Source organism: Thomasclavelia sp. (genome assembly GCF_047249845.1).
Classification (GTDB): domain Bacteria; phylum Bacillota_I; class Bacilli_A; order Erysipelotrichales; family Coprobacillaceae; genus Thomasclavelia.
Map to the genome: position 1 here is coordinate 1 of NZ_JBKTWO010000022.1, position 14132 is coordinate 14132.

Sequence of the window (14132 nt, forward strand, 5' to 3'; positions counted from 1 at the left end):
ACAGTTTGAGCATTTTCTAATGCTGCTTTGAATTCATCAGCTACTGCTGGTACTAATTTACCTAACTGTTCTTGTGTTACTTCTTTTGCCATATCAATTGCAATTGATAATGCTGTTTTATTTGTATCTGGTGTTTCAACTTCAACTAATGAATCTTTAGCATTTCTTAAAGCATTCAATGCATCAGTAACTTCTTGTACAGTTGTCGCATTTACAGCTGCAATTTTTGCATTTGCAAGAGCAGTTTCAAATACTTGATATGATTCAACTGTATATTTATCACCATCAACTTTATCACTTGATGTAATTACATCATTTAACTCAACTACATTAACCAATCCTTCTTTTAAAGAATTGTATTTAGCAACTAATAAATCTAATGCATTTTCAGAAGCTGAATTCATTACTTTTACTTTTGTTAAAAGTTCAGCTAAAGGATCAGCAGTAACTTTTGAATAATTTGTTAAATCAATTTCTTTGGCATCTTCAAGAATAGTTTCTTTTACTTCATTTACCTTTTTATCATCTGCTGCCACATCATCACGTGCAACATCAATTTCAACTGCTGCTGCAAAGTTTTGACCATTATGAGTAGATATAGCGGTTAAACGAATACCATAAGCTGTATAAGTTTTTCCTAACTCAACAACATTTTCTGCATTTTCACTTGAGAATGTACCTTCTTTAATTACTGTGTATGTTCCATCTGTATTTTTAATTTCTAATTTATAATCCTTGATTGATCCATTACTTCCTGAACCACGTCCAGTATATAAGAATTTATCAAATATTTGTTCACCATCGAAATCAACAGCTATCCAATGTGGTTCAGTACAAGTATCTTGACCATGCCAATTAGTATGCCAATGAGTATTTTTATTTCCATCAATAGCAGCCATAGCATCAGAATCCCCACTTGTAGCAGGTGCTTCTTGTGAACAAGCTGTTGCAGTCCATCCATCATGAGAAGGTGTTATTACAGCATTAGCATCTACATCAAAATTCTTAACTTCGTCATATGCAACTGCACTATTTTGAACTGTTACTTGTGCTAATTTTCCAGTGAAATTATTATCAGCAACAATAATATCCCCACCTTCAATATTTTCATTAATATGATTTTCATCATATAATGAAGCAGCTAATCTACCATCAACATAAATTTTTAACATTCCATTTGCTTCACGTACAGCATTAATTGAATGTGCTTTACCATCATTAACCTTACCTACTGTTGAAGTAGTAGTAGATGTAGGAACATATGCATCAGTTCCAAATGTTCCATGAGCTTTTTCAGTAACTGTTGTAACATCTTCTTTTGAGCTTAAAGTAAGATCTTTTACTTTAAATACAACATAACCATCATTATCAATTGATAATGAGACATCATTACCAAATTTAACTAAATTAGTGTTTGCAGCTTTTGTTTCTACACCAAAATTAACACTAAAATCTTCAATTCCTTTTAATTGATTTTTAGTATCAACAGTATAAGCCTGATCAATACCACTTAACCAAACAGTATCTTGATTAGCATCATAAGATGTAGAAATTCCACTACTATCTTTTAAATCTTTTTCAGTTAAGACATTAGCTACAATTCCATTTTCATAATATGAAACATTAATATCTTGTGTTAATTCATTGTTATTGAAATCTTTAACTCCTGATACAGAAACTTTAGTATCTTTAGTTAAAAGTTTATTTGTTTTTAATACTACTGTTCTAAAATCTTCTTTTAATTCAGCAGTTACTTCTTTACCACCAATAGTATATGTTCCACCTTGAACTCTTTCATTAAATTTTAATGTGATTTCATTATTGGCAGTTGCTTTTGCTGAAACAATAACAGGTTTATCATTATCAACATGTCCGTATTGTTGAATAATAGTTTGATTTGGAGCTAAAGTAACAGTAATTGTATCTCCATAAGAAAGTGTATTTTCAAGCGTTCCTTCTGCATATGGATATACTTGTACTCCTACTGCATCTTTTAATGTATTTTTAGCACCAACAATATCAGTAATTTGAAGAGAATATGTTTGTTCTTGATCAGTTGGATTAGTAAATGAAACAATACCTTCATTTCCATTCCAGCTTGAATATCCATACACCCCTTCTTTTGGTTGATTCCCAAACAATTTAGCATTCTTTAATACTTCGTGATTTTCTTCAGCCCATGCCACTGCATCTGTTGTTACTTTCCATTTAGCATCATCCATAATAGATGGTGAATAGTATAATTCCCAGAATGCAGTTCCACGAACAGCATTAGCGAATAAGAATTCTCTAAATACTTCAGTGGTTGCATTACTTCCATCAGAGACCCCATAAATTGGATCATGATTATAAATATTCTTTAATGGGAATTGAATCTGATTTTGTTTGTATAATTGATAATATACTTGATCACGGTAATAAATCTTACGTTGATGTCTATCTCCACTATCACCTAATTCACCAGTATCACCAGAATCTTGTACCCAAATTGTATTTACCCATTGTAATAACCATGGACTTAAATTGATATAGCATGTAGCGTTAATAAATAACCCTTTTCCTTCGTCTTCACGAGATGCACGAACATTATCAAATAAATCAGTCCATGCTTCCCACATATCAGAAGTAAAATACATATTTTGGTCGCCACCTACCATATGATCATGACTTGCATTATTACATGGTCTTGAAGCAAATCCATCCCATTTCCAATAATTAATATCAAATTGTTTTTGGTAATTAATAGCCATTTCTTCAAAGTTTCTTAAATATTTACGAGAACCTGTACAAACAACATTACCTAAAGCAGAGTTAGATTGTACATATCCAGTTCCTTGTGATTCTAAATATTTAGCAAATGTTCCAAAGTAATTATATCCACCTTGTGGTCCTACCCATAAACCGAATGTTGATTGCAGTTTATTAGTTAAAGAAGAAGATGTATATAATTCATTAGGGAACTTAGCATTGAATTCCCAGAATCCCGTTTGATTTGGCGTAGTACCTTGAGAACTACCTGGAGTTGAAGTGTACGTACCATCATAATAATTGTTCCATCCATCATCTACTACATAAGAATCAAGAGGTTCCATACCATTTTGAGTTAAACCTTTTTCTGCACCATAGAAAGAATCAGCAATACTTTCATCAGTAATATTCATCATATTATCATACCATGAATTATATTGTTTTCTAAAATCCGTTGGTGTAGCAATATCTTCAATATATTCAAAGAAATCTGTTTGAACTACTGAAGTATCAATTCCTTGTGCTGCTCCTACAACATTTTGCCATGTAACAAATTTACCATCTGTTGTAAGCTGATTATCCTCTTGTAAACGAGTAAAAGTTTTACCTGAATAATAACGAATTTGTGTTGTATCATTCTTAATAATATTATCAGTTGCCGGGAACTCAGATCCCATAAATAAACCATTTACATATATTGGCTGTCCTAACATTAATTCATGTTGACCAATCCACATTGATGATATTTCACTATCATCTGGATGTGCCCAAACACCCTCAGCATCATCTGGTAACACAAATCTATCTGTATCGATATAGTCAATTTGTGCTTTATCCTTATCACTTACACTGATTTCCAAAAATGAACGCATATAATGGTCACCAGCGATTAAAACTACCACTTGATCAATGTTATAAGTAATACCATTAATTTCATATGGTTCATATGAAATAGTTAACTTCTTACCATCTTCAACATCTTCAACAGAAGCATTTTTATACTCTAATTGACTAGATAAAATAGCTCCCTTTGAAACTGGAGTAACATCAGTGTTATAATTTGGCCCTCTATATTGATCAGTATAGAGATTTAATTCTGCACTTGTAAATTCTTCAGCTGATCCCATTGAACATGATTTTTGTACAAGTCTTACATATCTAGTAGTATATGGTTTAGAGAAATTCGCAAATACACGATCTCCTACATTAAATAAACCATTTTCTTCATGTAAATTGTAAGCTTCTTTTGTAAAATTACCAGCTCCTGCTAAACTCCATTTTTGACCATCAGAGCTAACATACAATTCAAATTCACCTAAAGTACCATTTATACCATAGGTTGCATCATTGAATCCGGGACGTTTATCAATTGATAAAGAGCGAACAGTTTGTTGTGAACCTAAATCAATATCAACTGTAAATGGATTTCCACTTAAAGTATATTGATTTGGATAAGTATTTAAATCTCCATCAATTAATAATGCAGCTTGATCATCACTCATTTGACCAGATTCATTTTCAATTGTTAATGACCAATCATTTTGATCTAACACTTGAGTTGGTTCTACAACTTTTTGTGTCTTAACTATTTCTTGATCATAAAAATCAATTTCTGAACTTGAAAATTCTTGTGCTGTACCAAGCGCTACACTAGTTTGAACAACTCTTACATATTGAGTTTCAACTGAAGTATCAAAATTTACATAGACCATATCTCCAACATTGTATAAATCTCCAACCTTATGAAGATTATAGTCTTCTTTTGTAAATTCACCTTCAGCTATTTTAGTATAGTCTGAACCATTAGAACTTGTCCAAACTTCATATCCACCCATAGTACCATTTATACCATATTTTGAATCAGTATATCCAGGTCGTTTATTTACAGACATTCCTGCAATCGTTTGGGTTTTACCAAAATTAATATCTAATGTGAAAGGATGCCCACTTATTTGATAATAGTCTACATATGTGTCTAATTTACCATCAAATAAATTTGCTGTCTGGGCTGCAGGAAAAGTATTGCTGCCATTACTTAATGTTGCCTGCCAGTCTTCTGTTGGTAATGGAGATGTATACTCCCATTCAGGATCATTTGTTATTGCACTATCATCTTCTTCAGCTGAACCTGAAGCTATTGTGTTAATAACAAAATCCTCTGAGCCATTCTGAGGTTCTAAATTTTTATTGATTCGTTTGTTTAAAATTGAACTTGTTAGAATTGTTTTATTATTAATAGAAAATTCTCTCGAAATATAATCGTTCCCAATCGATACTGCATTATCTCCTATTTGAGTAACAACACTATCATTAGCTGCTTCAACATTGTTAACACCTGCTGCAAGACCACTAATCATCAGGGAACATGATAAAACTGTGCTAAATATTTTTCTTATCTTCATCTGTTCAACACCTTCCCAATTATTGTTAATATATTTTTATATTAACTTTTCTAACCACTAAATGCATATATCATGCAACTAAATACATCTTTTCTAACAAAATATTTTAAACAATCATCTCAATAAAACCTCCCAACATCCAGACATAAATATTATATTATTTAGACTTTTTAATTTATTTGCACATTTAGTTTTAGTTTTTATAATTTTAATTTTCCTCTAAATTAGTCATATAGTTCTAAAAAAAACTTTATTATTCTAAATTCAAGTAAATTACTATAATATATTCAATATATTTAATATTTTTTGTATATTTTAACTAATTTTTTTCCTTTTTTAGTAACCATATTATCACATATTCATCATAATATTTGGTTTTATTATTAACTATAACTAATTTTTATAACTTATCACAATTTATATTGCATACATATAATTAAAACTCAGCTACTAACAAAGAAAGAGATTAAAAATCTTTTTAACTATTTATTATTATATAATTTTATTGAATAAAAATAATATTTATAATATAATAAGAATAGAAAGGGTGATAAATATGGATTTTGAGTGGTCAACTAATGATATTGCTAAAAAAACAGTTACTATATACAGTACTAATATAACTCTAAACAAAGCAGCGTGCCGACACTTTGAAGATGTTAATTTTGTTCTATTAGGCTTAGATCGCAAGAATAATGTTCTAGGAATCAAGCCAGTTGGTAAACAAGAAGTAAATGAAGAAATTTATTCTGAAGATCAGTTGCACCGTATCTCAATAGGAAAAAGTTATGGTCGAATTTCAAATAAAAATTTTATTAGTGAACTTTCACAAGAATATGAATTAGATTTAAGTAATAATAAGTGTTTTAAATATGATGCTAAATTTGATGTCATACATCAAATTTTATTAGTCAATCTTTAAGGAGGGGATAAAAATATGATACCAATATGGTTAGGAATCATAATTATTGCAATAATTATTGAAGTAATCACAATTGACCTGGTTAGTATTTGGTTTGCTGCTGGTGCCATTATTGCTTTAATTGCAAATTTACTAGGAATAAGTCAAACTATTCAAATCGCATTATTTATTATTATTACGATAGTTTGTGCTATAATAGTCAGGCCACTAGCTAAAAAATATATGCGTGGAAATATCGAAAGAACTAATTATGATCGTGTAATTGGAAAACATGGTTTAATTACTAAAACAATTACAGCTGATAGTAAAGGTGAAGTAAAAGTAATGTCAACTTTGTGGTTAGCTTCAAGTATTGACAACACAACGATCAATGAGGGTGAATATTGTGAAATACTCGCAGTTGAAGGCGCTCATTTAGTTGTTAAAAAAATAGAAAGATAGAGAGGGTAAAAAAATGGATGGTATAGTTACTATTATTTTATGGATTTTTCTTGCTTTGATTGCAATATTCTTTATTGCTTCAACAATTAGAATCGTTCCACAATCAAAAGCTTATGTAGTTGAACGAATCGGTGCGTACAATCGCACTTGTAATGTTGGTTTGCACATCCTGCTTCCAATTTTTGATCATGTTGCTAATAGAGTTTCTTTAAAAGAACAAGTTGTTGATTTTGCACCACAACCTGTTATTACTAAAGATAATGTTACGATGCAGATCGATACTGTTGTTTATTATCAAATAACTGATCCACGTTTATTTACTTATGGTGTGGATCGACCAATTAATGCAATCGAAAACTTAACAGCAACAACATTAAGAAATATCATAGGTGATCTTGAATTAGATGAAACATTAACTTCGAGAGATATTATCAATTCAAGAATGCGCAGTATTCTTGATGAAGCTACTGATCCTTGGGGAATTAAAGTTCATCGTGTTGAAGTCAAAAACATTATTCCACCTCGTGATATTCAAGAAGCTATGGAAAAACAAATGCGTGCTGAACGTGAAAGACGTGAAGCAATCTTACAAGCAGAAGGTAAAAAAACTGCTGCCATTTTAAATGCTGAAGGTGATAAAGAATCTATGATTTTGCGAGCAACTGCCGAAAAAGAAGCAGCTATCGCTAAAGCCGAAGGTGAAGCTGAAGCACTAAGATTAGTATATGAAGCACAAGCTAAAGGTATTAATTATATTAATCAAGCAAATCCTGATAGTGCCTATTTAACTTTACAAGGATTTAAAGCTCTAGAAGAGTTATCAAAAGGTGAAGCAACAAAAATTATTATCCCAAGTGAAATCCAAGGATTAGCTGGTCTTGCTACATCATTAAAAGAATTTGTAACAGACAAAAAAGACAAATAAAAATGAGCATTTAGCTCATTTTTATTATACTTAAAATTAAAAATATCTACGAATATATATCTTAACTAATAATAAATAACTAATAATCAATAAACTAACCGCAATAATATTCCTATTGATAATAAAGATACAAGAAAACACCCTTTTTATTACCTAATAAATAAAAACCAATATATTAACTAAATATGAAATAATATTTTTTGGTGAAAAAGCTATTAAATAATCCCCATAAATTATTCCCTTCATACAAATATTCTACATTATGAATATCTTTTCACATATATTTTTAAAGATAACCTGAAACTAATCACTAAAACGATCATAGCAATGACAAATCCAATAGCTAACAATAAATTATGATTAATTTTCAAAATAACTGCAACATCAAAATTAAAGAATGTCAATACATATCCAGCAGCTAAAGCTAACATAGTAATAATGTACATGATAGAACCACGTTTATTCCCTAAAAGATAAAAACCTGTATAACAAATCGAAAAGAAAATCAAACCTATAATTATACCTAATCCCCATACCTGCATAGCAGCAACAAAAGTAATTCTGCCAATCCAGCAATATACTAAAGCAAGTAATAACGAAATTATAAAACATGCTCCCTGCATAATTAAACCAGCTAGATATTTAGTAAAGATAATTTGTTTTTTAGTTAGAGGAAACGTCAATTGAATTTTATCAAAATTTGATAATTCATCCTGCTCCATTGTTATTTGTAATAACGAAGAACCAGAAAGTGATAACATCATTGTGGCTAAAGCAAAACTATAAAAATTATCTAAAAGTATTACAATTCCTAAAGCTACGATAATATTTGATAATAAAGAAATAAAATTTTTTGGTAAAAGCGAACTAATATAATCTTTATAAATTATTCCCTTCATGATAATCTCTCCCCTCTTATATAAAATAACATTAAATCTTCTATATCAGCTTTTTCAATTATTGTATCCTGATAAACTGTTTTAAATTCCTGGCGATTATTGATTAAAACTCGATATTCAAAATCTTCCTTTTTATATGCAATTATTTCTTTTTTATCAAGTGCATCAAATAACTCTTTTCCACATTTCAAAATTCCATAATTATCTTGAATATCTTCATAAGTCTTTGTGAAAAGTAATTTACCTTCATGGATAAAAGAAATATAATCAGCAATTTTATCTAAATCACTAGTAATATGCGATGAAATCAATACTGCATGTTCATCATCCATAATAAAATCTTTTAAAATTTCTAATATTTCATCACGAACAATAGGATCTAACCCACTTGTTGCTTCATCAAGAATCAATAACTTTGGATAATGAGAAAAAGCTACCGCAAAGCTTAATTTCATTTTCATTCCTTTAGAAAAATCTTTGATTTTTCTATTCTTTGGTAAATTAAACTTTTCTAAATAACTTAGATATGTTTCCTGATTCCAATTTTTATATATTTTAGACATCATTTTACCAATTACATTAACTTTAAAATTAGGATTAAAATGACATTCATCAAAAATAACTGCTATATCTTCTTTAACAGCACTTTCATGTTCATATACATCTTGATTAAAAATCTTAATTTCTCCAGCATCTTTTCTAGCAATATTTAAAATGGTATTTATAATTGTAGATTTTCCAGCTCCGTTTTCACCAATCAACCCTAAAATTGTTCCTTTAGGAATCTTTATATTTATATCTTTAACTTGAAAATCTTTATAGCTTTTAGTTAAATTATTAACTTCTAATGCATATTCCATTATCTATTCCTCCTCATATATTACTGTTAATGTCTTAATCAACTCGTCGAGTGACACATCATAGATTTTTGCAGCCTTTGCAATATCTTCAATTTTTTGTTCTATGATTCGCAACTGTTCTTCACGTATAAAGTTTTTATTTTGTGCTGATACAAATGTTCCTTTACCAGCAACTGTTTCAATAAAACCATCTTTTTGTAATTCTTCATAAGCATGTTGGGCAGTAATAACACTAACATGAAGTGACTTTGCTAAATTTCGCATTGACGGCATTGCATCACCTGCCTTTAAAGTTCCATCAATAATCAACGCTTTAATTTGAGATGTAATCTGTTGATAAATTGGGTCATTTGAACTATTCTTAATTATTATTTCCATCATTTCACCGCCCACTGTACTTAGTATACAAGCACAGTATATACACATATATACAATTTGTCAATAATATATAAATTGCTATTATCAATAATAGTCTCTTTTGTTATTTAAATAAAAAAAAGAGATTTAAACAAAACCTCTTTAAAAAATCATTTCGTTATAGCCTCTAATTTAAAAACTATTCATTCAATATTATAATAATCATCGCTTTCTTTCTTGAATATATTCAAGATATCTCAAAAACAAAAAACTTGAAATAATAAAAAAGTGTCCTGGACTGGAATATCTAATATCCGCCATTCCAGTTAAAAAATATTCATATTTAAAGGTTATCATCTCATCACAATATTTTGATAACAAAGTATTTCCCCTTTTAGCAATTCCAATTCTTTTTACATGTAATCCTCTTAATGCTCTAGCAAGTGTAACTGCTGTTTCATTATCACCAGATAATGAAATGATTATAAAAATATCTTTATTAGTTACATTATTTAAAATCGTATCTATTTCTGTTCCACTACCAACGGGATGAAAAACTTTATTTGCATAAATAAATTCTCGACGCATTTCACGTGCCATATGATTTTGAACAACACCTGTTCCATAAACAAAAATTCTTTCAGCTTGATCTATCATTTCCATTATATTTGTAAAATCCCGTTCTTTCATCATATCCATCGTTTCAATAAATTCATGATATGTATTATCAATAATTTTAGGTTCAAAATTAGACTTTGCCATCAAATCCCATTTAAGATATACCTTTAACTCACTAAATCCCTCTAAACCAATTTTTTTTGTAAAGCGAAGTATACTTGTATGGGAAACATTACAATTATAAGCCAGATCCTTAATTGACATCTTTTGACATTCCCTTTTATGATGTAAGATATATTGCCAAATATATAAATCAATTTCATTTAATTCGTGATAATGCTCATCCACTAATTTATCTAATTTCATCATTTTTCACTCCTATTAATTGCATACTCTATATAATTGGCTAAAATAAAATCAACTAAAACAAAATATATTCCAACTAAATCTTCACGTCTACCCATATTTGTTATAATTGGCATTGTCTTAACATGTAAACTATAATCTGATATATGCGATAATGTACAATCATTATTTGCAATTATTGCTATAACAATAATTCCCTTAGCCTTCAATCGATAAATATAATCTAGCAGTCTTTTATTTTCACCCGCATATGATATCGCAATAAAAACATCATTGACCTCAAACAAATTGATATATCCCTCAAAATCAGCTAAAGAATCTATATCTAAAAATAATTTATTGACCATTGAAAATGAACGTTTTAAATGTTGTGCAGTATTTTCTTGAATAAGTCCTGTTCCATGAACAAATAAATTCTTAGCTTCATAAATACACTTAACAATATCAAGATATTGATACTCTTTAAACTGCTGAATCATTTCAATATAACCATTATAAATATTATTAACTATTACACTGTCATTGTCACTTTGGTTATCGATCCTTAAAAAAACTTTAAATTCTGCATATCCCCTTAACCCTAAACGTTTTGAAAAACGTAAAATCGTGCTTCTTGAAACATTACAACGCGATGCTAATTCATCAATAGAAAGGTGCTCACACTCTTTTTTATGATGAATTATATAATTCCAAATATATAAATCATTTTCATTTAATTGCTGGTAGTTTCTATTTACTAACTCTTCTAGTTTCATAATGCACCTCATCTCAATTTAAAACATTATATCAATATTTTAAAATAAACAAAAGCATTGCTAACAATTTTATATAAATAAAAAAACCGCACAAATTAACTTTATTATTAAAAGCTAATTTGTTACAGTTCTATTTATATTCAATTAAAGAAGATTCAATTATATGAACACTTTCATTAACATTAAACTTAATAAATTCATGATCATTATCATCAACAATAACCATCATTGTAATATCATTTATTCCTTTACTATTTAAATTATCTTTATCATAAGAAATCAATAGTTGGCCAACTTCTACATTATCTCCAGCAAATACATGTGTTTGGAATCCCTCACCCATTAAATCAACAGTATCTAAGCCTACATGAATCAATATCTCAATTCCATCATCAGTTTCAATTCCTACAGCATGTTTAGTGTTATCCATAACCATTGATATTTTACCATTACATGGTGCATAAATCTTTCCTTCATCAGGAATCACAGCAATACCTTCACCCATCATCTTTGTAGAAAAAACCTCATCTGGCACTTCTTCAATAGCTACACTTTTTCCATTAGCCATCGAATATAATACCTTATTTACTGGTTCTTTCTTTCTAAATAATTTAATCATATTATTTCAACTCCGGCCAGAATTCTTTATTAGCTTCAATTAAATCATCTAAGATCATTTTCGCTATCCTTGCACTTGGTACTGTTTTTGATAATGTGATTGCCTGCCATAATTTTTGATAGCTTCCTGTTATCCATCCATCTACTACTAATTTCTCTACTGATACTTGTTGTTCCATTAACCCTTTTTGGAATTGTGGAATTCTTCCCTGACAGATCCTTTCATATCCGTTGCTTCCTACGATACATGGTATCTCTACCATTGCACTACGATCAAAGTTCTCTACTGCTCCTTCATTTGGTACTATCAGTAACATTTTCTCTTTTGTGTTTTTTGCTATCGCACATGCTAAGTCTACTATATATTCTGCATGTGCATCTGCTTCAAACCCACCGTCTACTGCTGTTCCTTTTTCGATGATCTTTCTACAAGCTGTAAAGATATTCTTTTCTCTATGCTCCATTACTTCATTTGCTCTTGTATGCTCTGGATCTGTATGCTCTACTACATAGTCTGGATACAGATAATATTTTAAATATGTGTTTGGAATCGTATCCGGATCTAGCGCATATACATCTTTTGCTTTGGCAAATGTTTCAATCCAGCTTTGTTCTACATGCTGATTTGTTCCTGACAGTGCATCTGCAAATCCATTGGCAGCCATATGTTTTTTGATTTCCGGCATTAGATCATTTCCATCTTTGTCTTCAATTTTATGCCACCATCCAAAATGGTTTAATCCATAATATCCTACTGACATCTCTTTACGTGATTTTAATCCTACCATGTTAGCCATCTTTTCTTCAAGATCGATTGGCATATCACAGATGTTTAAGATCTTAGAGTCAGGTCGTAATCTTCTAGTAGCTTCAGCTACGATGGCAGCAGGATTAGAATAGTTCAACATCCAGGCATTAGGAGAGTATTTCTCCATGTAGTCTAAAATTTCAATAACCCCACCGATAGAACGCATACCATAAGCAATCCCACCAGGACCACAGGTTTCCTGACCAACGACATTGTATTTCATTGGGATCTTTTCATCTAATTCACGCATTGCATATAAACCAACACGAATATGACACATAACGAAGTCAACATCGCTGAAAGCAACTTGGGGATCAGTAGTATAAGCAAACTCAACTTCAGGAGCATTTTCTTTTAAATAGATCTCACATGCTTTAGCGATAGTTTCCTGACGTGAAGCAAAATTATCATAGAATTTAATTTTTCTAATCGGGAAACGATCCATATGATCTAATAACAATAAACAAATCCCTGGTGTGAAAGTACTTCCACCACCCGCTATAACAACTGAATATTTCTTTTCCATCTTTCTTTTCTCCTTTTTAATATATGATTTTATCATCCAAATAAGTTTTAAAGTGTATCAAATATACAACACTTCTTCCCTTTTTGATGTCTACATCATAATACTTTTTATAATCCTTTAATATAGTTTTAAAGGATATAGAGATATGGCAGTTAATTTATTTATTTATCACATTTAAAGTGAATTTTCACGTAAAATAAAACAAGCAAATTTATTATGCTTGTTCTATAAGTAATATTATTTCCTCATTAGTTAAAGAGCGATATTGCCCAATACCTAGACTTTTATCTAATTTTATCTGACCAAACTCTATTCTTTTTAATGTATTAACTTGATTTCCACATGATAAAAACATCTTTTTTATCTGATGATACCTACCTTCAATAATCGTTACATAACAGTGATATTTATTGATAATTTTTAAATCAGCGGGTAAACATTTTATCTTTTTATCAATAATAACTCCTCGATTAAAATATTCTATTAAATCATCAGTTAATTCATATTTAGTAGAAACTAAATATTTTTTTTGTACATGATTTTGTGGTAATAATAATTTCTTTGAAAGGGTTGGATCATCTGTTATTATTAATAATCCTGTTGTATCTTTGTCTAATCTACCTAAACAATAACAATCTTTATTATTAATTAAATCAATAACACATTTCTCTTTAATATCTTTATTAGCACAAATATAACCTGCTGGCTTATTCATCATAAAATAGTTGAATGGTTGTGTCTTTAATTGTATTTCTTTATATATAATAATATCATTAATTTTTACTAAATATTTATAATTCTTTACAATTATATTATTAACTCTAATTAAACCATGTTTAATTAACGTTTTACACTCTTTAGCATTACCTAATTTATTTTTCATTAAC

The 14132-nt window shown here is 29.5% G+C and carries 12 protein-coding genes; 3 read left to right on the forward strand and 9 right to left on the reverse strand.

What is annotated here, in order from left to right; translation table 11 throughout:
- Positions 1–5150, reverse strand: a 5150-nt coding sequence (locus ACLR9T_RS07300; RefSeq protein ID WP_413108881.1) for a discoidin domain-containing protein, incomplete at its 3' end; no start/stop codon positions are given.
- Positions 5151–5706: 556 nt separating this feature from the next.
- On the opposite strand from ACLR9T_RS07300, the gene ACLR9T_RS07305 reads away from it, so the two are divergent.
- The 3 genes from ACLR9T_RS07305 to ACLR9T_RS07315 are packed head-to-tail and all read left to right on the forward strand — an operon-like array spanning position 5707 to position 7438.
- Positions 5707–6072, forward strand: coding sequence for a hypothetical protein (locus tag ACLR9T_RS07305; RefSeq protein ID WP_413108882.1), 366 nt, complete (start codon positions 5707–5709; stop codon positions 6070–6072).
- 15 nt (positions 6073–6087) lie between these two features.
- Positions 6088–6513: an NfeD family protein gene (locus ACLR9T_RS07310; protein ID WP_413108883.1), complete on the forward strand. Its 426-nt coding sequence runs from the start codon at positions 6088–6090 to the stop codon at positions 6511–6513.
- A 13-nt stretch (positions 6514–6526) separates the two neighbouring features.
- Positions 6527–7438: an SPFH domain-containing protein gene (locus ACLR9T_RS07315; protein WP_413108884.1), complete on the forward strand. Its 912-nt coding sequence runs from the start codon at positions 6527–6529 to the stop codon at positions 7436–7438.
- Positions 7439–7698: 260 nt separating this feature from the next.
- Here the strand turns inward: ACLR9T_RS07315 and ACLR9T_RS07320 are convergent, their stop codons facing one another.
- The 8 genes from ACLR9T_RS07320 to ACLR9T_RS07355 form a co-directional block, all read right to left on the reverse strand.
- On the reverse strand, positions 7699–8337 hold the full coding sequence (locus ACLR9T_RS07320; protein WP_413108885.1) for an ABC-2 transporter permease: 639 nt from the start codon (positions 8335–8337) through the stop codon (positions 7699–7701).
- On the reverse strand, positions 8334–9197 hold the full coding sequence (locus ACLR9T_RS07325; RefSeq protein WP_413108886.1) for an ABC transporter ATP-binding protein: 864 nt from the start codon (positions 9195–9197) through the stop codon (positions 8334–8336). The genes ACLR9T_RS07320 and ACLR9T_RS07325 overlap by 4 nt, the downstream gene beginning before the upstream one ends.
- Before the next feature lie 3 nt (positions 9198–9200).
- Complete coding sequence (locus tag ACLR9T_RS07330; RefSeq protein ID WP_413108887.1) at positions 9201–9575, reverse strand: GntR family transcriptional regulator; 375 nt, start codon at positions 9573–9575, stop codon at positions 9201–9203.
- Positions 9576–9776: 201 nt separating this feature from the next.
- Positions 9777–10538 (reverse strand): MurR/RpiR family transcriptional regulator, encoded by a 762-nt coding sequence (locus ACLR9T_RS07335; RefSeq protein ID WP_413108888.1) that lies wholly within the window; start codon positions 10536–10538, stop codon positions 9777–9779.
- A complete protein-coding gene (locus tag ACLR9T_RS07340; RefSeq protein ID WP_413108889.1) occupies positions 10538–11293 on the reverse strand; it encodes a MurR/RpiR family transcriptional regulator in 756 nt (251 codons plus the stop codon). Before ACLR9T_RS07340 ends, ACLR9T_RS07335 begins: the two co-directional genes overlap by 1 nt.
- 130 nt (positions 11294–11423) lie before the next feature.
- Positions 11424–11912, reverse strand: a complete 489-nt coding sequence (locus tag ACLR9T_RS07345; protein WP_413108890.1) for a PTS glucose transporter subunit IIA — start codon at positions 11910–11912, stop codon at positions 11424–11426.
- A 1-nt stretch (position 11913) separates the two neighbouring features.
- On the reverse strand, positions 11914–13245 hold the full coding sequence (locus ACLR9T_RS07350; protein WP_413108891.1) for a 6-phospho-alpha-glucosidase: 1332 nt from the start codon (positions 13243–13245) through the stop codon (positions 11914–11916).
- 214 nt (positions 13246–13459) lie between these two features.
- Positions 13460–14128 carry a 16S rRNA pseudouridine(516) synthase gene (locus ACLR9T_RS07355; protein WP_413108892.1) on the reverse strand — a complete coding sequence of 223 codons (669 nt, stop codon included), beginning with the start codon at positions 14126–14128 and terminating at the stop codon, positions 13460–13462.
- Positions 14129–14132: the final 4 nt, after the last annotated feature.

Excerpts from the sequence above, each read along its gene's own strand:
- ACLR9T_RS07340 (WP_413108889.1), bottom strand. The coding sequence starts at position 11,293 with ATGAAACTAGAAGAGTTAGTAAATAGAAACTACCAGCAATTAAATGAA.
- ACLR9T_RS07335 (WP_413108888.1), bottom strand. The coding sequence starts at position 10,538 with ATGAAATTAGATAAATTAGTGGATGAGCATTATCACGAATTAAATGAA.
- ACLR9T_RS07330 (WP_413108887.1), bottom strand. The coding sequence starts at position 9,575 with ATGGAAATAATAATTAAGAATAGTTCAAATGACCCAATTTATCAACAG.
- ACLR9T_RS07315 (WP_413108884.1), top strand. The coding sequence starts at position 6,527 with ATGGATGGTATAGTTACTATTATTTTATGGATTTTTCTTGCTTTGATT.
- ACLR9T_RS07305 (WP_413108882.1), top strand. The coding sequence starts at position 5,707 with ATGGATTTTGAGTGGTCAACTAATGATATTGCTAAAAAAACAGTTACT.
- ACLR9T_RS07350 (WP_413108891.1), bottom strand. The coding sequence starts at position 13,245 with ATGGAAAAGAAATATTCAGTTGTTATAGCGGGTGGTGGAAGTACTTTC.
- ACLR9T_RS07320 (WP_413108885.1), bottom strand. The coding sequence starts at position 8,337 with ATGAAGGGAATAATTTATAAAGATTATATTAGTTCGCTTTTACCAAAA.
- ACLR9T_RS07325 (WP_413108886.1), bottom strand. The coding sequence starts at position 9,197 with ATGGAATATGCATTAGAAGTTAATAATTTAACTAAAAGCTATAAAGAT.
- ACLR9T_RS07345 (WP_413108890.1), bottom strand. The coding sequence starts at position 11,912 with ATGATTAAATTATTTAGAAAGAAAGAACCAGTAAATAAGGTATTATAT.
- ACLR9T_RS07355 (WP_413108892.1), bottom strand. The coding sequence starts at position 14,128 with ATGAAAAATAAATTAGGTAATGCTAAAGAGTGTAAAACGTTAATTAAA.
- ACLR9T_RS07310 (WP_413108883.1), top strand. The coding sequence starts at position 6,088 with ATGATACCAATATGGTTAGGAATCATAATTATTGCAATAATTATTGAA.